The organism is Gammaproteobacteria bacterium (genome assembly GCA_041395725.1).
Taxonomy (GTDB): domain Bacteria; phylum Pseudomonadota; class Gammaproteobacteria; order Pseudomonadales; family Pseudohongiellaceae; genus NORP240.
The window spans coordinates 3831231-3853909 of sequence record JAWKZW010000001.1 but is presented as its reverse complement, the minus strand read 5'-3'; the positions used below and the strand labels follow the sequence as shown (position 1 = coordinate 3853909).

The 22679-nt window shown below is 52.5% G+C and carries 22 protein-coding genes, 1 tRNA gene, 1 pseudogene and 1 CRISPR repeat array; of the genes and pseudogenes, 14 read left to right on the top strand and 10 right to left on the bottom strand.

Features of this window, described 5'->3' with window-relative positions; translation table 11 throughout:
- Window positions 1-123 precede the first annotated feature (123 nt).
- Window positions 124-1275, top strand: coding sequence for a hypothetical protein (locus R3F50_17040; protein MEZ5491995.1), 1152 nt, complete (start codon window positions 124-126; stop codon window positions 1273-1275).
- 144 nt (window positions 1276-1419) lie between these two features.
- The gene (locus tag R3F50_17035; protein MEZ5491994.1) at window positions 1420-1770 is read left to right on the top strand and encodes a hypothetical protein; all 351 of its coding nucleotides are present in this window, start codon (window positions 1420-1422) and stop codon (window positions 1768-1770) included.
- 191 nt (window positions 1771-1961) lie between these two features.
- Here R3F50_17035 and R3F50_17030 read toward each other — a convergent pair whose 3' ends face one another.
- A complete protein-coding gene (locus tag R3F50_17030) occupies window positions 1962-2105 on the bottom strand; it encodes a hypothetical protein (GenBank protein ID MEZ5491993.1) in 144 nt (47 codons plus the stop codon).
- A gap of 739 nt (window positions 2106-2844) precedes the next feature.
- Here R3F50_17030 and radC point away from each other — a divergent pair.
- Complete coding sequence (gene radC, locus R3F50_17025) at window positions 2845-3339, top strand: DNA repair protein RadC (GenBank protein MEZ5491992.1); 495 nt, start codon at window positions 2845-2847, stop codon at window positions 3337-3339.
- 75 nt (window positions 3340-3414) lie between these two features.
- A CRISPR array of direct repeats spans window positions 3415-4176; the repeat unit is 36 nt; unit sequence GTTGTAGTTCCCTCTCTCACCCCGGATGACTACAAT.
- A gap of 63 nt (window positions 4177-4239) precedes the next feature.
- On the opposite strand, the gene cas2 is transcribed toward radC, so the two are convergent.
- The gene (cas2, locus tag R3F50_17020) at window positions 4240-4476 is read right to left on the bottom strand and encodes a CRISPR-associated endonuclease Cas2 (GenBank protein ID MEZ5491991.1); all 237 of its coding nucleotides are present in this window, start codon (window positions 4474-4476) and stop codon (window positions 4240-4242) included.
- Between the two features lie 64 nt (window positions 4477-4540).
- On the opposite strand from cas2, the gene R3F50_17015 reads away from it, so the two are divergent.
- Genes R3F50_17015 through R3F50_17005 form a run of 3 tightly spaced genes read left to right on the top strand, consistent with a single transcriptional unit; the run spans window position 4541 to window position 6810 of the window.
- On the top strand, window positions 4541-4873 hold the full coding sequence (locus tag R3F50_17015; GenBank protein MEZ5491990.1) for a hypothetical protein: 333 nt from the start codon (window positions 4541-4543) through the stop codon (window positions 4871-4873).
- Window positions 4870-5226 (top strand): IS66 family insertion sequence element accessory protein TnpB, encoded by a 357-nt coding sequence (gene tnpB, locus R3F50_17010; GenBank protein ID MEZ5491989.1) that lies wholly within the window; start codon window positions 4870-4872, stop codon window positions 5224-5226. The genes R3F50_17015 and tnpB overlap by 4 nt, the downstream gene beginning before the upstream one ends.
- Before the next feature lie 9 nt (window positions 5227-5235).
- Window positions 5236-6810 (top strand): IS66 family transposase, encoded by a 1575-nt coding sequence (locus tag R3F50_17005; GenBank protein MEZ5491988.1) that lies wholly within the window; start codon window positions 5236-5238, stop codon window positions 6808-6810.
- Window positions 6811-6819: 9 nt separating this feature from the next.
- Here the strand turns inward: R3F50_17005 and R3F50_17000 are convergent, their stop codons facing one another.
- Window positions 6820-7362: a putative 2OG-Fe(II) oxygenase gene (locus R3F50_17000; GenBank protein ID MEZ5491987.1), complete on the bottom strand. Its 543-nt coding sequence runs from the start codon at window positions 7360-7362 to the stop codon at window positions 6820-6822.
- Window positions 7363-8578: 1216 nt separating this feature from the next.
- On the opposite strand from R3F50_17000, the gene R3F50_16995 reads away from it, so the two are divergent.
- From R3F50_16995 to R3F50_16985, 3 genes are read left to right on the top strand one after another with little or no spacing between them, the layout of a single operon-like run.
- Window positions 8579-10519 carry a PQQ-binding-like beta-propeller repeat protein gene (locus tag R3F50_16995; GenBank protein MEZ5491986.1) on the top strand — a complete coding sequence of 647 codons (1941 nt, stop codon included), beginning with the start codon at window positions 8579-8581 and terminating at the stop codon, window positions 10517-10519.
- Window positions 10520-10545: 26 nt separating this feature from the next.
- A complete protein-coding gene (locus R3F50_16990; protein MEZ5491985.1) occupies window positions 10546-11121 on the top strand; it encodes a YceI family protein in 576 nt (191 codons plus the stop codon).
- Window positions 11122-11138: 17 nt separating this feature from the next.
- Complete coding sequence (locus R3F50_16985) at window positions 11139-11780, top strand: YceI family protein (GenBank protein MEZ5491984.1); 642 nt, start codon at window positions 11139-11141, stop codon at window positions 11778-11780.
- Window positions 11781-11995: 215 nt separating this feature from the next.
- Here the strand turns inward: R3F50_16985 and R3F50_16980 are convergent, their stop codons facing one another.
- The 5 genes and pseudogenes from R3F50_16980 to R3F50_16960 all read right to left on the bottom strand — a co-directional run bounded on the left by R3F50_16980 (window position 11996) and on the right by R3F50_16960 (window position 17429).
- Window positions 11996-12475 (bottom strand): fatty acid cis/trans isomerase, encoded by a 480-nt coding sequence (locus tag R3F50_16980; GenBank protein ID MEZ5491983.1) that lies wholly within the window; start codon window positions 12473-12475, stop codon window positions 11996-11998.
- Between the two features lie 9 nt (window positions 12476-12484).
- Entirely contained in the window at window positions 12485-13390 is a 906-nt protein-coding gene (gene cas1, locus R3F50_16975) for a type II CRISPR-associated endonuclease Cas1 (GenBank protein MEZ5491982.1), read from the bottom strand.
- A gap of 4 nt (window positions 13391-13394) precedes the next feature.
- Window positions 13395-16616, bottom strand: coding sequence for a type II CRISPR RNA-guided endonuclease Cas9 (cas9, locus tag R3F50_16970; GenBank protein MEZ5491981.1), 3222 nt, complete (start codon window positions 16614-16616; stop codon window positions 13395-13397).
- Window positions 16617-16796: 180 nt separating this feature from the next.
- Window positions 16797-16970, bottom strand: a pseudogene (locus R3F50_16965) (type I restriction-modification system subunit M N-terminal domain-containing protein).
- 369 nt (window positions 16971-17339) lie between these two features.
- Window positions 17340-17429 (bottom strand) — tRNA-Ser (locus R3F50_16960).
- Between the two features lie 296 nt (window positions 17430-17725).
- On the opposite strand from R3F50_16960, the gene R3F50_16955 reads away from it, so the two are divergent.
- The 5 genes from R3F50_16955 (at window position 17726) to R3F50_16935 (ending at window position 19863) form a co-directional block, all read left to right on the top strand.
- On the top strand, window positions 17726-18400 hold the full coding sequence (locus R3F50_16955) for a Bax inhibitor-1/YccA family protein (protein ID MEZ5491980.1): 675 nt from the start codon (window positions 17726-17728) through the stop codon (window positions 18398-18400).
- A 68-nt stretch (window positions 18401-18468) separates the two neighbouring features.
- On the top strand, window positions 18469-18858 hold the full coding sequence (gene tusD, locus R3F50_16950) for a sulfurtransferase complex subunit TusD (GenBank protein ID MEZ5491979.1): 390 nt from the start codon (window positions 18469-18471) through the stop codon (window positions 18856-18858).
- A 2-nt stretch (window positions 18859-18860) separates the two neighbouring features.
- Complete coding sequence (tusC, locus tag R3F50_16945) at window positions 18861-19232, top strand: sulfurtransferase complex subunit TusC (GenBank protein ID MEZ5491978.1); 372 nt, start codon at window positions 18861-18863, stop codon at window positions 19230-19232.
- Window positions 19229-19507 carry a sulfurtransferase complex subunit TusB gene (gene tusB / locus R3F50_16940; GenBank protein MEZ5491977.1) on the top strand — a complete coding sequence of 93 codons (279 nt, stop codon included), beginning with the start codon at window positions 19229-19231 and terminating at the stop codon, window positions 19505-19507. The genes tusC and tusB overlap by 4 nt, the downstream gene beginning before the upstream one ends.
- 17 nt (window positions 19508-19524) lie before the next feature.
- The gene (locus R3F50_16935) at window positions 19525-19863 is read left to right on the top strand and encodes a TusE/DsrC/DsvC family sulfur relay protein (protein ID MEZ5491976.1); all 339 of its coding nucleotides are present in this window, start codon (window positions 19525-19527) and stop codon (window positions 19861-19863) included.
- An 80-nt stretch (window positions 19864-19943) separates the two neighbouring features.
- Here R3F50_16935 and cysG read toward each other — a convergent pair whose 3' ends face one another.
- Together cysG and serS are read right to left on the bottom strand one after the other, a co-directional pair.
- Window positions 19944-21350 carry a siroheme synthase CysG gene (gene cysG / locus R3F50_16930; GenBank protein ID MEZ5491975.1) on the bottom strand — a complete coding sequence of 469 codons (1407 nt, stop codon included), beginning with the start codon at window positions 21348-21350 and terminating at the stop codon, window positions 19944-19946.
- A 2-nt stretch (window positions 21351-21352) separates the two neighbouring features.
- A complete protein-coding gene (gene serS, locus R3F50_16925; protein MEZ5491974.1) occupies window positions 21353-22648 on the bottom strand; it encodes a serine--tRNA ligase in 1296 nt (431 codons plus the stop codon).
- Window positions 22649-22679: the final 31 nt, after the last annotated feature.

Genomic DNA, 22679 nt, shown 5'->3' with positions numbered 1-22679 from the left:
AATGAAACTTGATTTCATGTTAGTTGTCCTCCCATAACTCCTTAATATAATAGGAAATTATAATTCCATATTATGTGGCCCGCAAATTGCGTCAAAGAGTGATTTCAATGAGGAAAGTACTAAATGGCACGAATAAAGAGAAATATGCAAATTGGCCTTGTAGGAATGACTTTGGCTTTCTGTACAGCAACACAGGCTGGAATCATCGCGCGTGACGCGGTTTTCCCTGTTGATTTCACGGAAGATGGGTTGACTGACGATCAATTGAGAATAGGTTTCAATGGGGTGGAAGGAGGTGTGATCGTAAACTCCTTGGCTGGTCCAACGACATTATCCACCAATTACAGTGGCAGTGTCGCTGCTGTTCTAGGTCAGGGCGGCTCAGAAGGTGGTCTTGCAGTAACAGGCAACGGTTCACTTGGCTCGGCTGAGGTCGACTTTTCTGGGAAAAGTGTTTTCGCAGGGTTGGGTGCAGGTTCAACCGGACTTCTCAACGTCACCAATGGAGGTAGTACTAAATTCGAGAATATAAACGCTGGTGCCAATGGAGGTACTGGGATTATTGCGGCGGTGGGATACTTCGGTGACAGCAATCAAACGGTTATTGACGTAGCGGATCAGATTAGCCTTGGAAGAAGTTCAGGTGGTTTCGGAATTATAAGACTTGAGAATTCAACTCTACGAGCTGGGGGAGGGACCGTGGCAGGTGAATCAGATGGATCTGGAGCAGCAAGGATTGAACTTAATCAAGGGTCCAGATTTCAGTCTTTGTTCCTTGATCTCAATCCAAATACTTTCCTATTCGGTAATGGGGGCACGCTTCAGGGTGCCCTGTTTGGTCTCGGAGGCACAATAGCCCCGGGTCTCTCCCCCGGCAACCTTACGGTAGATGGTACAGCCGATCTTCGAACCGGGGTATTAGAGTTGGAGTGGGATGGCCTAAGTGCGTTCGATATTTTTACTGTTACGGAGAAGATACTACTTGGCAAAGATTTTCAGATTAACCTGACCCTAGGTGCGCTACCGACTGGAATCCTGGATTTGAACCAATTCTTAATAACACCAGAAATCTCCTTGCAAGGATTTAGTTTCTTCGAGAACTTTTCGGTTTCGTATGGAAGCGGAATAACTAGTGGTGTTACTCAAATAGCTTTTAATGGTGCTGTAAGGTCCTTTGAAGCAAAGGCATCAGTTTCTGAGCCCTCGCTACTGGCACTCCTTAGTTTGGGATTAATAGGGCTAAATTTTGCTCGCAGGCGTCATCTAAGAGCTTGATTCATACACAACCCTGCAATTACGCCGAAGAAGCAACCAGTAAGTTTGCCTTTTCTTACTTGTCAGTACCTTTTTCGAGCGTCTGGTAATCATGAACACATGGCTGCACCATCCTGAATTTGAATATTCAGATGATATTCGCAAATGGTTTGGCCACTGGCAGACGGGGGGCTGTTCGATCGGCCCTGCCCGGATGTAGCGCTGTTGCTGCTGCTAAGCGGCGGACTGGCGCCACGTCATGGCATTTTCCCCGCTCTCATCGATGGTAAGGACCCGGGCTTTACCGGAAAGAATGCGGAAATATACCGGGGTTTTTCGGCCCCCTATCGCGGCCTGCCTGACTCGGCGTTCAACGGATATCGTAGTTTTCCGCAATCGATACCTGCAGCTAATTATGATAGTGGTAATGGAGCGGCTCAGACACACCATTGTCGGCTTATAGAAGGACAAGAGGTATATCTCAACCGGGAGGCTGTCCAGCTTGGCGGATCGTGAATTGGACAATGACTGCTTATCGACCAGAATTCTGATGGAACCGGATGGATTCGTTCTTCAATACTACGCAAATACCTCTTCAATACTGGCTAAATCGTGCGCAAGTCGTTTCCAGGCCGAGAGCAGTCCGACCACCGTCCCTGGCAGGCTGTAATTCTCCCTTTTACTCTCATTTACGTCTTGATGTTGAGTCAGGCCTCATCAAACAACCCGATCTGCGGCGGGGCACGCTCAGGCGGCAGCTGCGCCTGGAAATCTTCGGCCCCCTTCTTCCGCAAATGTTCCAGAATCTGGCGGATCACCGCCGGGTCTTCCACGCAGGCGATGATCTTCACCGGGCCCTGGTATTTCTCGCAGGATTCTGAGAAAACTCAAAAATGCTTACGACTGAAGTACTAATCACTTAAACCAAGAAATCGAAACCACCCCCCCCCCTTCATTCTTTCCCTCATCACGCCACGCTCCGCTTGGGTAACGGGAACAACCCCACTCGAGTCAATCCAGTACCTATAGGAGTAATACCATGCGTGAGATGTTACGTACTATGTTCAGTGCATTCACCTCCCTCTTCCGAGCGTTAGACCTGGGTGCCCGCACCCTTGAGAACTGTGCGCTCTGGGCTGAAGGTGAGTCCTCTTCCCTCGAAACTGAGGCTCGTGTCGAACGAGAAGCTCGTCTACGCGCCTTATACCAAGAGCTGGGGCTAGAACATATTCAGCGTGAGCCACCTACAAAGGCTCCGTATATTGAAGCTGCCTGACTCTGACGCCACCCCTTCATGGGGTGGCGGTCTGCTTTTACACTTTACGCCCTTACACGTTGCAGATAGCCAACCTCATGCACGAACGAGCCCTGGCTCGCCGGATGTGATTCTCCAACAAGCAATCCAAACACCAGTCCTGATCAGATATATGTCGCTTCCTGGACATTCATCATCCTTCCAATTCCTGGCTTTCGCCGCTTCGCTTGTGAGACGGGCCAGCAGCACCGAGAGAGGCGTTTCGTCACTCCCTGGCAGCTATGTGCCCAAATCCCATTCTTGCCCGTGTATACGTACTCACAGGAGCCACAGATATGCCATCAATTTCGAGCAATTTAGTAGAAACAGAAAGCCAGAGCCTGGACTATTCCCAGGCACAGAGAGATATCATCAGCGAAGCTATTGGAATACTTGAAACCATGCTCGTCACTGGTGAAGCACTAACCTCATCAGCGGCTGTAAAGCAGTTCTGCCAACTTCAGATAGCCGAGGAGAAGGACGAGCATTTCTGCTGTCTATTCCTGGATAACCAGCACAACCTGATCCGCTTTGAAAAGCTATTCAGAGGGACTGTGAACAGCGCTAGCGTCCATCCCAGAGCTGTAGTCAGGTTAGCCCTCGAGCTGAACGCTGCGGCCGTTATATTCACCCATAACCATCCTTCCGGTATGACCACGCCAAGCCAGGCTGACAAACAAATAACCCAACGGTTGAAGGAAGCGCTGGAGCTGGTAGACGTGAGGGTGCTGGATCATATTGTCGTTGGCTTTGGCGAATGCACATCGTTTGCTGAGGCTGGATTGTTGTGACTTAGAAGCACCGGTGACGGTGCTTCTTTTTTCTTAACAAACTGTTACGGTGGAGATATTCAACACGCAAGATACGTTGTAGTTCCCTCTCTCACCCCGGATGACTACAATACAATTTGCCCTGTATCTGTCACTCCAGCTGTTGTAGTTCCCTCTCTCACCCCGGATGACTACAATGTTCTTTCTAATAACAGTCAGTACCTCGCTGTTGTAGTTCCCTCTCTCACCCCGGATGACTACAATATCGATGGCCGAGGCCGTGGCCTGAGCCAAGTTGTAGTTCCCTCTCTCACCCCGGATGACTACAATTCGAAGAGTGAGTTTGACCGGGACGTCTTTGTTGTAGTTCCCTCTCTCACCCCGGATGACTACAATTATCCGTAATAGACGGTCCCATGTGTGAGGGTTGTAGTTCCCTCTCTCACCCCGGATGACTACAATGTTTTTGCCATCGATCAGGTAGACAACGTGGTTGTAGTTCCCTCTCTCACCCCGGATGACTACAATCCTGTATTAACTGCTGTGCTGCTTGTTCCCGTTGTAGTTCCCTCTCTCACCCCGGATGACTACAATTTAAGCGTTTTGAGCGTCCATTCGCTGATCGTTGTAGTTCCCTCTCTCACCCCGGATGACTACAATTGTAATGATGCAGCTTGCCACTACTCTGACGTTGTAGTTCCCTCTCTCACCCCGGATGACTACAATAAATGCGATCACCACTACACCACCTATGAAGTTGTAGTTCCCTCTCTCACCCCGGATGACTACAATTCACCTGCTGGGCTTGCCACGCCAGAGCCTGTTGTAGTTCCCTCTCTCACCCCGGATGACTACAATACGCTGCTCCGATACCCGCGCCCTGCCTGACCTGGCGCGGGATTTCGGTTCTTTTTTTCTGATTCACAAGAGCACTAGCTGGGCCGAGTTGACGATTTTTTCTTGTTTTTTCCGCTCGCCGACGAGCAGTTTCACGCCCGCAAACTGCTTTTCACTCACCTGTAAGCAACGCACTGACCCCTCCGGTGGTAGGTTAGCAACTAATCTATTGAAGTGGGTCTCCATATTGTCGAAGCCGTTGACCACACGACCATATACCGACCACTGGATCATATCGTAGCCGTCCTGTAAGCGCTCCATAAAGTGCACCCTACCGGCCTAGCTCGAAGCCTGCCATGCTCGTGTTTTCTCACAGGAGCACGTCATGCCAACCAAGCCCATCACCGAACGCCAGCAACACTGGCTGGATCATCTGAACAGTGCGGCGGCCAATGGTAGTTCGATAGTTGAGTACGCTAAGTTACGTGAACTCAAGGCTAAAGACCTCTACGCCTGGAAAACGCGACTGATTAACTTGGGCCATTTACCGGCCTCACACAAACAGCGCGGCTTTGTGCCGGTGGTGCCAGTAGTCTCAATGGGCAACGCGGCCTCTGCTACGCTGGTAATGCCCAATGGCTTTCGGCTGGAACTGCAAGGCCGTGTTGATAGCGTCCTGCTGCAAGATCTGATGAATGCGGCCCGACAGGTATCATGATACGCCCCGGACCAGATGCGCGCATTCATTTGTATCGCGATGCAGTGGACATGCGCAAATCCATTAACGGTCTAGTCGCCATCGTAGAAGCGGAGATGGCGCTCGATCCATTCAGCGCGCAATTGTTTATCTTTTGCAATCGGGGGCGTACGCTCATCAAAATGGTGGCCTGGGAAGGCAATGGCTTTGCACTGCTCATGAAACGACTGGATAAATCCCGTTTCCAGTGGCCTGCTTCACTACCGAGGTCTGTGGTCGAACTGAACACGCAACAGATTGATTGGCTGCTCGCCGGGTACAACCTGACCGTGATGCAAGGACACGATTACTTGCCGCATCACCGGGTTTTGTAGGTGTTTTCTGTGTTTCTGCAAACACAGCAGCGGTATAATCCACCCATGGTAAATGCTGCTTTGCCCAATGACTACGATACGCTACGGACACTCTGCCAGACACTGCAGTCCCAGTTATCCCATCAGCAAGACTTTATCCAGAACTTACTGGAACAGATTCGACTATCCCGTCACCAGCACTTCGGTGCGCGCAGTGAAAAATTCAATATTGATCAGTTGTCGCTGTTAGCCGGTGAAGCTATCGCGCCTTTCATTGACGGTGATAACGAAACTACAGTCTCCGCTCAGGAAGACGACGATTCAATGATCGTGGCCGCCCATCGCAGAAACCGGGGCCGCCGGAAACCACTGCCGCCTGAACTGCCACGAATCAACGTTATTCACACCCTGGAAGACGAAGCCTGCCAGTGTGAACAGTGCCAAAGCACGATGGCTCCGATTAGTGAACGAACCTGCGAACAGCTGGATATCATTCCGGCACAAATCCAGGTGCTGCGCCATATCAAAACCATTTATGGATGCCCGCAGTGTGACGGGCAAATTAAAACAGCACCTATGCCGCCGCAGTTATTGCCCAAAACCATGGCCTCTGCGGGTACCTTAGCGCACATCGTCACCGCCAAGTATGTGGATAGCTTGCCCCTGTACCGGCAAGAGAAACAGCTACGGCGCAGCGGCATTGATTTACCCCGGTCCACAATGGCCCAGTGGATGATTAAGGCGGGTATAGCGATTCAACCACTGATCAACCTGTTGAATGAACAGATACTTGCCGGGCATTACATCGGCATGGACGAAACCACGATTCAGGTGCTCAAGGAACCGGGCCGCAAGGCGCAAAGTAAGTCGTATTTGTGGGTACGAAGAGGTGGGCCGCCGAAACATCCGCTAGTTTTGTATGACTATGACCCCAGCCGCAGTCACGCAGTGCCTGTGCGACTGCTGGAAGGCTTTGCAGGCTATCTCCAGACTGATGGCTATGAGGGTTATGCGAAAGTATGTGCCACACCCTCCATGACGCGCCTGAGTTGCATGGCACATGCGCGGCGCAAGTTTGATGAGGCATTAAAGTCACAGCTAAAACCTGATCCTGCCTCGCTGCCAGGGGTGGCACTGAAAAAGATCCGTGCGCTGTACCGTCTCGAACGCGAAGCCGCAGAGCTAACAAGTGATGAGCGTAGAGCCAAGCGACAGCAGGAGGCTGTTCCACTACTCAACGACTTACGACAGTGGCTGGATCAACATTTACCGCTGGTGCCAAAACAGTCGGCGCTGGGCAAGGCGTTAAACTATCTGCACAAGCAATGGCCTGGCCTGATTGTTTACGTCGAGCATGGCGATCTGCGGATTGATAACAATCTCGTGGAAAACGCCATTCGCCCCTTTGTGGTGGGTCGCAAGAATTATTTGTTCTGCGACAGTGTGGCCGGTGCCAAGGCGACGGCAAATCTATACAGTTTGATTGAAACAGCCAAAGCGAATAACATCGAGCCTTATCGCTACTTACGGCATGTGTTTACAGAACTGCCCAAGGCCATTAGTCTTGAGGAGATTGAAGCGCTACTGCCGCATCGTATGGTGTAGAAATTGCGGTTACATTGCATCATTCTCATGTCGGTTTACTTTGTGTTTTAAATAGGAGGGGAATATTAATACCGTATCGTTACCCAGTTCGAAAACGTAGGATGGGCCATTCAGAACATTGTAGGTTGTGGGCTTTAAATCAAACTGATTGGTGACAGGCTTTTCAAAAGTTATTTTCGACTTTTTTCCTTCCGGTAAATCAAAATAATACACCGCACTGAACATGGCGTTGCCGTGGTTATGTAAAACCGAAATCTTGTTTTTCTCGGTTTTAGTAAACCAGGATGTCGTCATATAAAAGGTATTCTCATACAACATTACGTTTTTTGTGTAGTCGTTGATAATGTCTACAAATGCCTTTTTTAAATTCGCATTTTCGTCCAATACTTTCAGATTTTTGGATATCTGCAGGAAATAATCAGCATTGTCTTCAGAATTTGTGCTTTTCCACTCCTGTTTGTCATACAAGCCGTGAATTTTTTCCAGGTCAACTTCCACGTCGTTATAAGCGACGATTGGTTCAGGAAATATAGGAAGAATTAGTGGTTTCATTTGTTGGGTGTCTCCAAGCTTGCTTGTGGAACATCATTTCGATCAGCGGTATGTTCTGCCCCTGACTCGGATGCTGATGTAATGCTTTGAAAATCGACTTTTTGTAGAGCCTATCCCTGGGCGGTTTACGATCTCTACATTTTATTCATTCTTTATACTGTATTAACTCTAAGGAGCCTCTGCTCAATTACCACAATGCTCTGGCCTTCAGACGAGTCCTCTGGCATAGCAGGCTGTAACGATTCAGGAGAAAATTTCGTGAGACAGCTTTTGTCAATTTTGATTTCTCGTCCGCTTATATTGCAGTATGCCAGCTCTGTTGTTACACGGTGCCGGGAATACGACCTTAAATCCAAGCCTCTCCCTGTCAGTTACATGCGACTGATGCGTGACATGAACATGTCTGATGCCAGTGAGTCTTAACCTGTCGGCCGGTCCCTTCTCAAGATATCACCAGGGTTACAGTATCCGAGTGATAAATTGTTACACGACGTGGGGGGGCCATTGCCACGACTGAAACTCGAGCGTTAGTGCTGGATGTCTGCCATTCGGGGTGAGATTCTCAACGCCAGATGACTTGAATTCAACAGATTTATCCTTGAAGGGCAGCATAGGATGATTTTCTTACTCAGGTCCGGAATGAGAGATTTCCGGGGTTGTAGAGGGGGCGGAGTGGTGGATCTTTGTGTACGTGTAATCAACTGGTTTACAGACATCAACTGCCAGTACCTTGTACCTGGGCTTGCGCCAGGGAACCCGCGCCTGTCCTCGGGTATTCCGACGGTTTCCGGGTCGCGGTTATCCAGGCAACCAGGGGAGGTAACTGGTCTTCTCTTCCCGGGAAAGTTCTGTCCCCGGGTGTTTCGTGTTCTTTTACGTAAATCAGTTCCGCTGAATCGGGTGCGTGAATTTTACCAGTTACAAAGAATTACAAAATATTCCCTCCTGGTTGTCTTTAACTAATTGAAATATCTATGTTAAATGCAAACAGGTTGTCGTATCGGGCTTGCTTGTGGATAGCAGATTAGTTATCCTTCGCGACCCGATCTCTGGCTACTGTAAAACCTGAGTTATCGCCGATTGATGTAGCCTTCTTCAGCGAACGGAATGGCGAGTTGGGGAATTTGCGCGCACAAGTTACCCCGTACCCTGGTGTTAAGCTGGCATTAATCCATAACCGCGCACTATTAAAGACACAATATCGAGAGAGTCCAAGATGAAAACAAGAAACCGATTGATTTCGTCATTCATCGTCAGCGCCGGCACTCTAGCCTGCGTTTCCCTGGCATGGGGCCAAACAGGCACCAGCGTTTATGAAGGTGACTGGCCACAATACCATGGCAATGAATTTGCCCAACGTTACTCGCCGCTTGACCAGATTAATTCTGAAAACGTTGGCTCTCTCGAGCTGGCCTGGCGCTTTTCAACAGAGAATTTTGGTCCCACCACCGACTTCAACAATCCTTCAACACCCCTCGAGGTTGATGGGGTGTTGTACGCCAACATAGCCAGCACCCGCAACGTGGTGGCGCTGGATGCGACAACTGGACAGGTTTTGTGGTTGTGGCGCCCGCAGGAAGGCGAGCGATTTGACGAAGCGCCCCGCAAGGGCGCCGGTCGGGGTGTCGCTTTCTGGAGCGACGGCAACGAATCCCGGGTGATTGATGTCACCCCGGGTTATCACCTGGTTTCTTTGGATGCAGAGACAGGTATCCCCGATCCGAATTTCGGTGACAACGGCATTGTTGATCTGTTTGTCGGTCTGCGGAATGCCGATGATCCACGCTTCCCGTATCCGGATATCGGTCTGTCGGCTGCGCCCTTCGTGATGAACGATGTGATCGTGGTAGGCGCGGCACACCGGGTCGGTATGCGTCCCCGTTCCAAGGCCAACGTCAAAGGTGACGTGCGTGGCTTCGATGCCCGTACCGGAGAGCTGCTGTGGACGTTCCGTACCATTCCGGAAAGGGGTGAGTATGGATTCGAATCCTGGCTCGATCAGGGTGTCGAGTTTACCGGTAACGCCGGTGTCTGGGCACCAATGTCGGGCGACCCTGAACTCGGCCTGGTTTACCTGCCAGTTGAGTCCGCTACCGGTGACCGTTTCGGTGGCGATCGCCCGGGCGACAACCTGTTTTCAGATTCCATAGTTGCGCTGGACATCAAGACCGGTGAGCGCCAATGGCACTACCAGTTAACCCACCATGATATCTGGGACTGGGATATTCCTTCAGCGCCGGTATTGGCCGACCTGCCCAGCGGCCGCAAAATACTGATGTCGGTAACCAAGCAAAACTGGGTCTACACCTTTGATCGTCAGACCGGTGAGCCGATCTGGCCTATCGAGGAAAGGCCTGTCCCTGCTGGCGATGTCCCCGGCGAGTGGTACTCCCCTACACAGCCCTTTCCTACCCGCCCGGCTCCTTTTGACCGGCAGGGCTTTACCGAGGATGACCTGATCGACTGGACACCGGAAATCCGCGCGCTGGCGCTGGAAGCCATTGAAGGTTTCCGGCTGGCGCCCAGCGTCTACACTCCCCCGTCTCTGGCAGATGCCGCGGATGGTACCCGCGGCGTGTTGGCCTTACCGTCAGCTACGGGCGGCGCCAACTGGGAAGGGGCAGCCATGGATCCGGAAACGGGAATCCTCTATGTCCCGTCCCGTACTGCACTGGCGGTGATGTCACTGCAGAAAGATGAGGAGTCCGATCTCGAATACAGCGCGGCGTTCGGCGTGCGGGTACCCCGGGTCCAGGGCCTGGAGATCGTCAAGCCGCCTTACGGTCGGGTTACGGCTATCGATATGAATACCGGTGACCATCTGTGGATGATCGCCAATGCCGATACCCCTGAACGCCTCGCCAATCACCGCCTGTTAGAGGGCGTTGACATCCCTGCCACCGGCATCCCGACGCGAGCGGGAGTCCTGTTGACCAAGACCCTGCTGTTTGTCGCGGAAGGAACCGGCGGTCCCGGGGCTCAGCCTATTTTCAGGGCTGTGGACAAGCAGACCGGGGAAAGAATTGCAGAAATTGAATTGCCAAACCTGCAGTCCGGTTTACCTTTTACCTATGAGCATGCAGGCAAGCAATATGTAGCCATGTTCGTTGGTGGTGGAGGCCAGCCTGCTGAACTGGTCGCCTACGCATTACCGTAATTTTATTGATCAGGAGTAAATACATCATGCGAACTTTATCTCATACCTTGATGCTGGCCTCGGTTCTGGTTCTGGCTTCCTTACCGGCCCGCGCTGCCAACTGGGAACTTGACCCGGCGCAGTCCCTTGTCATCTTCAAATACTCGTACGGCAGTGAACCTTTTCAGGGTGAGTTCAGAAACGTCCAGGCGACATTCGACATCGACCCATTACGACCCAGTGCCTGTGAATTTCAGGTCACTATTCCCATCAACGATGTCTATGTTGATTCGCCGGAAGTCAAAGACTATCTGCTGGACTATGAACTGTTTGACGTGGATACCTGGCCGACGGCCACTTTTACGGCCGAGAATTGCAGCGTACAGTCTGCCAATTCTTTCGTATCCGACGGCACACTGACTATCCGCGATCAGACCCATCCAATCAGCTTTCCGTTCATGCTTGATGTGGAAACCTGTGATGGCCAGGTCTGTTTCCATCTGACCAGTGAAGTGACTATTCAGCGCCTTGAATACGGCGTGGGCCAGGGTTACTGGGCGAATACCGCTGAAGTTCCAAACGAAGTGACCATTGAGGTCGATGTCTACGCAATCCAGCAGTAATTAGATAGGTTAATTAGATGACTAGCAGATTATTTTCCAACATCGGTCGGGTTTCACTGATCCTGGCCTGCTCGGCGTTACTGATGTCGTGTGATCGTCTCCTGACGCCCGGCCAAACAACTGATATAGCAGAGCTGCGCTCGGGTGCCTACACGCTGGATACCGATCACGCAGCATTGCTGTTCAAGATAAACCACCTGGGTTTTTCGACTTTCATTGGCCGTTTCACTCAATTCGATGCGACGTTGGATTTTGACCCGGAGAATATCGAGAACTCCAGTCTTGAAGTGATTGTGGACATGAACTCCATTGATGTGAATCTGCCGGAGTTCGAGGAAGAACTGCGGGGCGGTAGCTGGCTTGATGCGGAGACTTACCCCCAGGCGATCTATCGAACCACTTCGTTTGTTGAGGCAACCGGGGAAAATTCGTTTGTATTCGCCGGCGATCTGACTTTCCACGGTGTCACGGCTCCGGTCAATCTGCAAATCGATTTTCATGGTGGTGGCCGTAATTTCCTGACTCGCAGCTACACACTGGGTTTTTCGGCCAGTGCTGAATTTCTTCGCTCTGACTTCGGCGTCGATCGGTTTACCAGTTTTGGTGTCGGCGATGAGATCGAGCTGGAGATTCACGTAGAGTTTATGGAAGGCAGTTAGCCTTTGATGCCTATCAGCCTATAGCACTGGTGGTCAGTAAGCCTGTACTCTGACGGCACTACTCTGAGCGCTGGAACTCTAAAAACCCCGGATTGGTCACAATCCGGGGTTTTTTACTCAGGTACCGATCATTTACCGGTCAGCAGGCGGCGCGACATCAAACGGTCGACTGTTGCCTGGCGTCAGCGTACCGCATTGAGGTTCGCTGTAAATCTCTAACGATTTTCCAGGCGATTGAAATCGAAAAGGCCACCCTCGACAGGATTGCGGGTCAGGAATGCCTCGTGCATAGCGTCGGCAATTTGCCAGAATTCAGGATCCGACCGGCGGATACCAAAGTCGTCCAGCAGTCTCCCGTAATCCTCCTCTGTACCCAGAGCCTGCACCTGCGTTACAAAATCCGCGAGTTGGGCAATGGTCACCCGTACGAGAATTTCCGGATATGCGCCGATAAAGTCATAGGCCAGGCTTACGGTGTCCTCTTCTGGAAGGCGGCGTTCCTCATTGTTGAACAGATGAGAAATATTTGTGTAAGCGTTGTTAGTCAGTAAAGTGTAGTAATGTGCCGTTTCGCTGTCGCCGTCCTTGAGCAGGAAGTTGCGGAACAAAGTGTAGGCCCGTTTATCCTCTCGGGTGAGTGTAGGCAGGTCAAAGAATACCAGCAGGCGCATGAATCGTCGGGTCTCCTTGCTCACAACGTGGGGCTAATCCGGCTTGAATGTTGGAAGGTGTAATTGGTGGCTTCCATCACCTAGACGCTGGCTCAGACTGATGACTACGGCTTCCGTGGAAGCAAGTAAGTTGCTACGGCTTATTAAGCCTTCGGAATCAACCATCGGGATATCCTGATGGAGGACATTGACCAGTGTCGCCTTGTGGGTAGGGGTCAGTCCTTCTGTATCTTCTTCGGGAAAGTTCTGCAGTAGATAAGCGTCAAGCAGCGGGCGGAATGGTTCAATCAAGTCGTCGGCTAAGTTGAAGGAATTCTGCTCGCTGTGATGGTGCAGGCCGAAGGCAGTATTGAAGCCGTAGCTAACCAGGCTGCGGGCTAGCGCTGATCTAATCACTGTATAGCCGTAGTTGAGTGCTGCGTTATGGAGGCGCTCCTGCTTGCGACTAAAGCCTATGCCGAACAGTGCGGGGAAATAGAGCTGGCTTGCTTGGGCCTCCAAGTTTTCGCTGTCGCCGGATTTAACTTCCTCAGCCAAGCCGGCGAGGCGCTTACCGAGGCCCGAATCTCCAAAGTGACTTATCACCGCCCCCTGGTTGTGAATTTTCCGCCGCACCAAACCTTGCCACAATTGCTTGCGTTGCGGGCGGCCCATCGCTAGCTGCGCTTTCATCACCTTGAGAGCACGACTATGGGGCAGGTGGGGCAGCAGCAGCCCGTTGGGATGATGGTTAGCCCCCACGGTGATGACGGCGATCTGCTGCTCGGCACAGGCAGCGAGGAGTTGCGCACTTAGGGTGATCTGCGGGTTATCAAGCAGCAACACCGAAATATCCTCCAGTGGAATGCTCACCTCGCCATCTTCCTGCGCCACTTTAAGCGCCCGCTGTTTACACTTGAGGCGAGAGGGACGGGTGATGACCACACTGCGCCATGCCATAGCACTAAGCCTTAGGTATCATCTGCTGGCGATCCTCTCGTTGGACCCGGTGCAGATTGCCTAGCATATCAACATGATATTTTTCTAGGTTTTGGGCAGTCTTAATACCGATACCTCGAATCAGCCCATTTTTACCGACTGATTGGTTTCGGTCATGTGACCAAATACTAATAGCACCCGTGGCGCGGTCTAACCCAGCAAAGTACCCCTCTTGGGGTAGTGCATTGGGTTTGGTGGCAACAGAGACCCAATCATTCGGGTACAGGCTGAACATAAACTGATGTTTCTCATCAATGAGAGTCCACTCATCCTCTGATTTGTATGCCACAACAGCCCGATTAGGTAATTCAGCCTTCACCGTATCGGCCACGTAGATCGGCACTGCGGAGTATTTCTTGCCATCGGTGAAAATATCTACCCGCACCATATCGCCGTTATTAGCAATGCCGCCCCGCACCTTCATGCCGCTCTTCTGCACGCTAAAGAGTTTTACGCTGCGCACGCGGGGCGTGGTCTTACCGTTCTTGCCAGGTTTGTAGAGTGGCTCTTTGAAAGCCTTTTCACCGTTATCCCCATGCTCCTGCAACCGCTCTTCGATCGCCTCAATGAGCTGGCGGTTACGAGGGTCGTCATATCCGACGATATTAGGTAGATCCTTGAGTTTAAGTTTGTCCAGCGGCGTCTTCACGGTGCTCTTACCCTGCTCCAGGTATTTTGCCGAACGAATGGTCTCTTGATGGGCTGCACCGAGGCCGCGTCGGGTAGGGGCCCGGGAGACGCGTATGGGCCTGATGCCTTTGATGATCTCTTCGCTATACGCGGGCAGCCTGGCTAGCAGGGGTACCGGATCCGGGGCGAGCAAGGCGATAACCTCGTCTCTGAAGTGGTGCCATGGTTGAGGGAAGTGTTTATCAAGGGTGCGAAGAGCAGCGATGTCGATGACCTCACCGGTCTCTGGATCGACATGATGACTGCGGGCGTGCTTAAGTTCGCCTTTTCTCGCATAGTCAGAGAGACGTTTGACCATACCGTGACTGCAAGCGGCGACAACGGCGGCATCGAGGGCGTGATGCTTGTCGCCCTCTTCCCGCACTTTGAGGAGCCCCCAGCGAGCCCGGAGGTAGCCGGTGAGTTGGCCTGATACCACTACGCAGCCCTGCTTGCCACTCTCGTCTGCTAGCATCAGGTGCGTCTCTACCATACGTTTAAATTCTCTGGCGATATAGCGAGTGTCGTTAAGGTGCCGTTCTCGGAACTCGGATGCGGCCTCAGCGCCAAAATCCCTGCGCAACAAGTTACGCCGTTTTTGCTGACGGATACCCTTAGTGCCATTTACCCAGCTGACAAAAGCGTGCCACTGCTCGCTCTCATTCTCTCCGCCGAGATATTCGTAAGGTGTGCGGTTACCCTTATTACGATTTTCAGCGGTATGCACCAGCACCTTATTATTCATGCCGTTGTTGAAGCTGCGAGAGTAGGGCAAGGCGTGGTCTATTTCAGCGTAGCCGTCCTCAAAAAGGCGATTTAGGTCTAGGGGGGTGAGGCTGTAAGCACACTTTCCAGCCTGTTCACGGTAGAGACGCCATTTAGCTAAATGTACGCCCTTAGGAATGAAGCCGAAATTTTCTTCAAAAGTATCGATATCACCTACTTTAGCCTTTTGGTAATCCTCCTGCTCTTTCTGGATCTTGCGCCTCTCATCGAGGGGACGGCTCAGGTCACGTGCCAGTTCAATATGCACAGAACCAGGTGGGCCATATTCACGAACAATAGCGTTAACTAGCTTACGTGCCTGATTAAGAGCTCGGGCCACCACCGGGTTGGTAATGGTCTGTTTGCCAAACCGTGGTATGTAGAGAGTCCTATCTGACCGGGGCAAAAGACTGTGATGTGAGTAGCCCGCCAGCCGCACAGCCTCGTCATACCGCCTGCCCGCCTCCATATGCGGTAAGATTTTAAGCAGTGCCGTAGTGGAGAGCCGCACGAAGTCGCTAAATGTGTAGTTCAGTACGGCCTCTACGATATCTTCTTCGATGCCTTTCTTTGCGAGCCACACACGAGCCTCGTCATCCTCCTTGAATACGGTCAAAGCATAGGCAAGCTCATCGAGTCGCTCGGGATTCTGGCTATCACGTTGCCACTCCAGCTCGAGCCCCACACTATTGTATGCCTTGCGCAAGACTTGAAATCCCTTCGCTTCGAAAAACGTGGCTGTCTCCGGGTCTTTTCCGCTGTCAGATCTACTGGGGTAGCGCAGCCCGACAAATTGCATATGCTCCGGCAGCTTGAGTGCGGTACGCACTTGCTTGTAAGTGACTTTAGCCCTGGTGAATGGCATCGGCAAAATCAAGTGCCGCTCTTCTTCGCTCAGGGCGCGGGTCTCGCCAATACTGCTTATACGTAAATTGTTGAGCTTAGTCAGCCAGACAAAACGCTCTGCACTATAGCTTGCCTTTGGTGCGCGGAACTCATCGGGTTCAAAAGTACAATTCCCCACCATTTTTAGCAAGTCTAGGCCAGAAAGGGCTGGCCGGCGCGCCATCAACAACGTGTGCACCCCCTCTTCCAGATCTTTTGTGGCGAACTGATTGCCCAGTTTGCGCTGCTGGGCGAAAAGCACTCTCAGCTCTATCTCCAGGTCTGAGCGGGAAAAAGTATGACTGTAGCTACCACCTTTATTGCGCTTTGCTTCGGTGAATGCCTGATGTCGTGAGGCCAGCTCTCCCATGGTTCGCAAACCAGATTCTTCCAGAAGCTGACGGTTACTATTAACACCACTCAGCATTTGCCCCACCTTTTCATCGACCTTGGCTTCACTTTTGCGATTCGACTGAAAGCCCCGGTGCTTGACAAGGTGGTATAGCGTTGCCGCCCATTCCTCAGATTTTAGTAATCGGTCCAGCCCCTCGGCACGCAGCTGCCAGGGGGATACGGTGTCCGTAAAGGTTGAGGTGCTAGATGCGCTACTGATTAAACCATAGTGATGAAAGAGCCGCCGCAACCGCAGTAGACGATGGGCTCGGCGGCGGATGCGGCGTCGAGTAAGGCGGGATTCACGGCGGATCTTATTAAGAGACTCTCCCTCTTTACTAGTCTCGGCCCTGTCGAAGGTACGTACATGTAAGCCCAGGATGCGCTCTTCCCCGAGTAACGCGGCACCTACCGAGGCGATACCAATATCCAGCCCTAATGTATAAGGTAAGACGGCTGATTTCGATTTGACCATGAGCTTTCCTCTCTCACGATTATTGTGTAGTATCGAATGCGTTGTGGTTATCCGGGGTGAGAGCCGTTACTACAATAAGGTCTTTAGTACCTAATCCGACCCGACCGCTGCTTGCATGTCGGGTCTCTCATACCCCCCTCTTGAGTTTTCATCTCAACATTAGCTATCTCCAAATTCAATACCTTTGGGTACATAGATAACGAACCTCTTCTCATTCTTGGCATTTTCGGATAAATACTTTATGAACAACAAGGTCAGGACATAGTCCTTATACTGGGAGGCATCCATACCGCCGCGGAGTTCGTCGCAACTGGACCAGAGGGAGGAGTAGAGAGCGGTTTTCTTTATTGCCATTTTTTTAGATGGTCCTGCGTTATTGTTATATTCAAATCTGCATGGCTAAGAACTCTATCGTTCTGGTGAGCCAGAAGTAGATGACGATCTGATTCATTTTTTTGGCTATAACCACGACACCAGTGATATTAACTAAAATGGGAAGACACCCCAAATCTAAAGGAGCTTCAGAGGGTGGACAGGAATATCGATATTGATTTTAAGAACTGAGAAATTCGACGCTGCAAATGGTTTGCAGCCCAATTAGCGGTATTCCAATCTCAGACACGGTCAGGGTCGTACGGAAGCTATGCAAGGGGGCTGGATGGGGGACTGATTGCGCTTTGTAGATTTATTATTCTTATATATCAATAGGATAGATTATTCGAGTGGCGGAGGGGGAGAGATTCGAACTCTCGGAGGGCTTTCACCCTCGCTGGTTTTCAAGACCAGTGCATTCAACCACTCTGCCACCCCTCCGCGACAGGGCCAGAATCTTACACCAATGCTGCGAAGAGGCAAAGGTCTAACTGCAGGTCAATGGCGCCAGTTTGAGTCAGGGGCCCCGGTTTACTGGTCGTAAAGCGACGAAATGCATTGATTTTGGACAGCCAGCCAGTATGATTGATCTTTGATCAACGCCCCGGCGTATTACTCCTTAGTGGCTACTTTTTGTCCGCTAACTGCTTGAAAAATCAGGGCTCCGCCCCAATGGATCAGTCAGCAGCACGAACACCGGGTTGATAACAGTTTCAGTCATTTAATCGGAGACGTATATGAACGAAGTCCAATTGAACAGCATTGCCAGAGGCCAGGATTCTGCGCTGGCGGTCAACAAAGTGCTGCGCAATACCTACATGCTGTTATCCATGACGCTTTTCTTCAGCGCCGTATGCGCCGTGGCCACGATGATGCTGCAAGTCTCTCAAGGCATGGGACTGGTACTGCTGATCGGCGGTTTCATCACCTCCTTTGTCGTGCAGGCCACCGCCCGTTCCTCGAAGGGGCTGTTCTGGGTTTTTGTATTTTCGGGTCTGATGGGTGGCGCGCTCGGTCCGGTGGTTTCTGCTTACTTGCAGGTCTATGCCAACGGCGGAATGATCGTGGCGCAGGCGCTTGGTGGCACTGCCCTCATCTTTCTTAGCCTGTCTGGTTACGTACTGGCCACTGGCAAGAACTTCAGCTATATGGGTGGCTTCCTGATGACCGGCCTGATCGTGGCTGTCGTGGCTATGATTGCCAACATGTTTCTGCAGATTCCGGCCTTGAGCCTGGCTATCTCTTCTGCCGTCATCATGATCATGTCCGGCTTCATTCTTTACGATACCAGCCGGATCATCAACGGCGGTGAGAGGAATTACATCCTGGCCACCATCTCTCTTTACCTGAGCATCTTCAACATTTTCGTTCACCTGTTGAACCTGCTTGGAGCGCTTACCGGTCGCGAATAAATCGGACTGGTTTTAATGATAAACAAGGCCCCGTTCTGACGGGGCTTTTTGTTTGCAGGGCAGACACAGTGAAATTTTCCGTAGTCATACACTCGGCACCCTACAGCAGCGAAGGCGCTCACTCGGCCCTGCGCTTCTGCCAGGCTTTGCTGAGCGAGGGCCATGAAGTCTACCGGCTGTTTTTTTTCCGGGACGGCGTACACAATCTTAATCAACTTGCGGTGGTGGGTCAGGATGAACAATCCCTGCAGGCTGAGTGGGATAAACTGATAGAGAAATTTGAAATCGACGCAGTTGCCTGTGTGACCTCGGCACTGAAGCGGGGGGTCATCGACCTCCAGGAAGCCAGACGCTACGAAAAGACAGCCAGCAACCTGTCAGAACGGGCCAGCATTTCGGGTCTCGGCCAATTGGTGGACGCCCTGCAGAACTCCGATCGGGTACTGAATTTCGGCTGAACATGACCACCCCTGCCCCCAAATCAATAACCTTTATAAGCCGCCACGCCCCTTATGGCGGGGATAACGCTCAGGTCTGTCTGGAGCTGGTGCTGGCTCATGCCGTCTACGAGCAGACAATCAACTACCTGTTCCTGGACGATGGTGTCTATCAGTTACTGACATCGCAGCAACCCGATTCGATCAACAACAAGAACCTGACAGCCAATCTGCAGGCACTGGCACTCTACGGCGTTGAAAAAGTCTATGTAGACCGCCAGTCTCTGGAGCAGAGAAACCTGTCAGCCAGCGATCTGATCTTAGCGGCCGACATCCTGGACAGTCATCAGGTCAGCAACCTGATCCGGACCGCCGATGTGGTATTTTCCCTGTGAGCCACCTGCATACATTGAATAACCCTGCGCTACTGGCGCTTTGTCTGCGCGCCTGTCAGGCCGGTGACAGCCTGATACTGCTGGAAGACGGCGTCTATTGCGCGATGGACGCGACGCTTCTGGAACAACTGGGCGAACTCTCCGTGTATGCCTTGCGGGAAGACCTGGCGGCCCGTGGGCTGCAGGATCGCACACAGGCTTCCGTCACAACAGTCTCCATGACTGACTTTGTCAGGCTCTGCTGCGACGCCAGCCGGGTAATTAACTGGTTCTGACTCTCCAGGCTCCCGCCATGAATCGATTCCTGCAGTGTAAAGACCGCCTTGTCGCGATAGACAGCGAAGGCTACCTCAAGAACCTCGATGACTGGGACAGAGAAGTGGCGGTATCACTGGCAGAAAGCTGCCAGATCAGGCTCCGCGACGCTCACTGGGAGGTGATTGAGGCGGTCCGGGAATTCTACGCCCAGTATCAGCTTTCCCCACCGATGCGCCCGCTGGTAAAGCTGGTCAAGCAGCAGCTGGGCGATGACAAAGGCCGCAGTGTTTACCTGATGAAACTGTTTGGTGGCAGTGCCGCCAGAACGGTTAATAAGATTGCCGGCCTGCCCCGCCCGGCTAACTGCCTCTGACCTGCTACTGTCCCACCAGCCGACAGTGACTGAAACAAAGAAATGGCACCCGGTGCTTCATTTCAGATGCCCGGGTCCACTCAGCGCTCGCTATCGGTTACGCCAAGCGGTTCATACCAGCTCAGCTTATCCCGCAGCCTGACGACCTCGCCCACGATCAATAATGTGGGAGCACGCACCCCTTTCTTCTCGACCAGGGCAGGCAGTCCTGCCAGATCAGCGGCAACGACGAGTTGCTCCGTCGTGGTCCCTTTCTGGATCAGTGCGGCGGATGTTGTTGCGGACAGACCATGCTCGATCAGACGGGCGCAAATGGTCGCCAGGTTCATAAGGCCCATATAGAACACCAGGGTCTGCTTGTGCACGGCCAGGCACTTCCAATCCGGTTCTTCGTCTTCATTTTTGAAATGACCGGTTAGAAACAGCACCGAATGGGCATGTTCCCGGTGCGTCAATGGTATACCCGCGTAGGCGGCGCAGCCCGATGCGGCGGTAATGCCGGGCACGATCTGAAACGGAATATCTTCATCGATCAACGATGCCATCTCTTCTCCGCCGCGGCCGAAAATGAAGGGGTCGCCGCCCTTCAGCCGCAGAACCCGTTTTCCCTGCCTGGCCAGTTCCACCAGCATTTCATTGATCCGGTCCTGGGGAACCAGATGGGTGGAACGCTCTTTGCCCACATGAATACGTTCGGCATCGGGGCGTATTTTGGCCAGGATGGCATCAGACACCAGCCGGTCGTACAGCACCACATCGGCCTTCTGCAGAAGGCGCAATGCTTTCAGTGTCAGCAGGTCAGGATCACCCGGGCCCGCTCCTGCGAGATAGACTTCCCCTCGGGGGCTGCGAGCGTTGGCGTCAGCGAGCATCTCTTCGAGCTGCGAATGAGCCTGCTGCAACTGGCCGCTGTAAACCAGCTCCGGGACATCGCTATCCAGCACCTGCTCCCAGAAACGCAGACGGGCATCGAAAGCGGTGACCTGTTCTTTAACGCGTTGGCGATAACTGCCAAGCAGTTCGGCCAGCGTGCCCGTTGCCCCTGGCAGCTGAACCTCCACCATTTCCTTGATCTTGCGCGCCAGCACCGGGGAGCTTCCCCCGCTTGAAATTGCCACCACCACCGGGCTGCGATCAACCAGAGCTGGAAAAATAAGTGTGCATAAGCCTGGCTGGTCGACAGCATTGACGGGAATCTGTCGTGCCTGTGCCTGCTCGGAGACTTGTTGATTGACTGCCTCGTCATCCGTGGCCGCCACTACCAGAGCGACACCCTCCAGATCATCGGAAGTAAAGAGGCCGAGACGAAACTGATGCGGGTCTGGTGCCAGCAGAGCCTGCAGTGGTGGGTCGATACGCTCGGCGATCACCCGCAGGCTGGCACCCGCGCGAAGCAGCAGTCGGGCCTTGCGCAGCGCCACCTCTCCACCGCCAACCAGCAGGCATTTCCTGCCTTTCACATCAAGGAAAACCGGCAGGTAATCCATTGCTACTCCAGTATGGACTGGCCCGCCATATAGGGCTGCAGGGCCTCAGGGATGAGCACCTTGCCATCGACGGTCTGAAAATTTTCCAGAATGGCTACCAGCGTCCGACCCACTGCCAGGCCCGAACCGTTCAACGTGTGAACCAGCTCAGGCTTGCCGGTTTGCGGGTTACGAAAACGCGCCTGCATTCGCCGCGCCTGAAAATCGGTGAAGGAACTGCAGGATGAAATTTCCCGATAGCAGTTCTGCGACGGTAGCCAGACTTCCAGGTCATAGGTCTTGTGCGAGCCAAAACCCAGGTCGCCACCGCAGAGGACTACCTTGCGATAGGGAAGCTTGAGTTTCTGCAGTATTGCTTCGGCATGTCCCGTGAGTTCTTCAAGAGCCTGCTCTGACTGCTCCGGGTGAACGATCTGCACCAACTCAACCTTTTCAAACTGGTGTTGGCGGATCATGCCGCGCGTGTCTCTACCGTAGGACCCTGCTTCGCTGCGGAAACAAGGGGTATGGGCAGCAAACTTCAGCGGCAGTACTTCGGGGTCGAGAATTTCGTCACGGACCAGATTAGTGACAGGCACTTCGGCGGTCGGTATCAGATAAAAGCCATGCTCGCCCCCGATCTTGAACAGGTCTTCTTCGAACTTCGGCAATTGAGATGTTCCAAACAGCGAGTCAGCATTGACCAGATAAGGCACATAAACCTCGGTATAACCATTCTCTCCGGTGTGAGTGTCCAGCATCAGTTGAATCAGCGCGCGATGAAGCCGTGCAAGCGGGCCCCGCATCACGGCGAAACGGGCTCCCGCGATCTTGGTAGCGGCAGCGAAATCCATCGCCTTGTCCACAGGCACACCCCCGCTCAAGCCTTCCCCGAGCGCAACATGATCCCTGACTTCAAAGGCAAATTCTCCCGGCGTACCCCAGCTGTCGACAAGCACATTGGCTGACTCATCGTTACCTTCGGGTACGGATTCATGGGGGATATTCGGTACCGCGGTGAGCATGTCCTGAAGTTCGTCCTGAACCTCAGCTAACGATGATTTCAGCACTTCAAGCTGCTGATTGATCTCGCCGACAGCCTGCATCAATTCGCTGGCATCTTCGCCCGCCGCCTTGGCCTTGCCTATCATTTTGGAACGATTATTGCGCTCACCCTGAAGATGTTCTGTTTCCAGCTGCAGCTCCTTGCGCCTGCTATCAAGTGCCTGCACCTTGTCCAGGTCCAGAACAAAGCGTTTCTTTTTTAACAGCTCGGCCAGCTTTTGGGGTTCGGCCCGCAACCATTTGGGGTCTAACATGTAGTCAATTTTCCTTGTCTGAAATCTGTGA

What these genes read in the sequence shown, in the direction of transcription:
- R3F50_17040 (MEZ5491995.1), top strand. Translation starts at nt 124, where the DNA reads ATGGCACGAATAAAGAGAAATATGCAAATTGGCCTTGTAGGAATGACT.
- R3F50_17035 (MEZ5491994.1), top strand. Translation starts at nt 1,420, where the DNA reads ATGGTTTGGCCACTGGCAGACGGGGGGCTGTTCGATCGGCCCTGCCCG.
- radC (MEZ5491992.1), top strand. Translation starts at nt 2,845, where the DNA reads ATGCCATCAATTTCGAGCAATTTAGTAGAAACAGAAAGCCAGAGCCTG.
- cas2 (MEZ5491991.1), bottom strand. Translation starts at nt 4,476, where the DNA reads ATGGAGCGCTTACAGGACGGCTACGATATGATCCAGTGGTCGGTATAT.
- R3F50_17015 (MEZ5491990.1), top strand. Translation starts at nt 4,541, where the DNA reads ATGCCAACCAAGCCCATCACCGAACGCCAGCAACACTGGCTGGATCAT.
- tnpB (MEZ5491989.1), top strand. Translation starts at nt 4,870, where the DNA reads ATGATACGCCCCGGACCAGATGCGCGCATTCATTTGTATCGCGATGCA.
- R3F50_17000 (MEZ5491987.1), bottom strand. Translation starts at nt 7,362, where the DNA reads ATGAAACCACTAATTCTTCCTATATTTCCTGAACCAATCGTCGCTTAT.
- R3F50_16995 (MEZ5491986.1), top strand. Translation starts at nt 8,579, where the DNA reads ATGAAAACAAGAAACCGATTGATTTCGTCATTCATCGTCAGCGCCGGC.
- R3F50_16990 (MEZ5491985.1), top strand. Translation starts at nt 10,546, where the DNA reads ATGCGAACTTTATCTCATACCTTGATGCTGGCCTCGGTTCTGGTTCTG.
- R3F50_16985 (MEZ5491984.1), top strand. Translation starts at nt 11,139, where the DNA reads ATGACTAGCAGATTATTTTCCAACATCGGTCGGGTTTCACTGATCCTG.
- cas1 (MEZ5491982.1), bottom strand. Translation starts at nt 13,390, where the DNA reads ATGGCATGGCGCAGTGTGGTCATCACCCGTCCCTCTCGCCTCAAGTGT.
- cas9 (MEZ5491981.1), bottom strand. Translation starts at nt 16,616, where the DNA reads ATGGTCAAATCGAAATCAGCCGTCTTACCTTATACATTAGGGCTGGAT.
- R3F50_16955 (MEZ5491980.1), top strand. Translation starts at nt 17,726, where the DNA reads ATGAACGAAGTCCAATTGAACAGCATTGCCAGAGGCCAGGATTCTGCG.
- tusC (MEZ5491978.1), top strand. Translation starts at nt 18,861, where the DNA reads ATGACCACCCCTGCCCCCAAATCAATAACCTTTATAAGCCGCCACGCC.
- R3F50_16935 (MEZ5491976.1), top strand. Translation starts at nt 19,525, where the DNA reads ATGAATCGATTCCTGCAGTGTAAAGACCGCCTTGTCGCGATAGACAGC.
- cysG (MEZ5491975.1), bottom strand. Translation starts at nt 21,350, where the DNA reads ATGGATTACCTGCCGGTTTTCCTTGATGTGAAAGGCAGGAAATGCCTG.
- serS (MEZ5491974.1), bottom strand. Translation starts at nt 22,648, where the DNA reads ATGTTAGACCCCAAATGGTTGCGGGCCGAACCCCAAAAGCTGGCCGAG.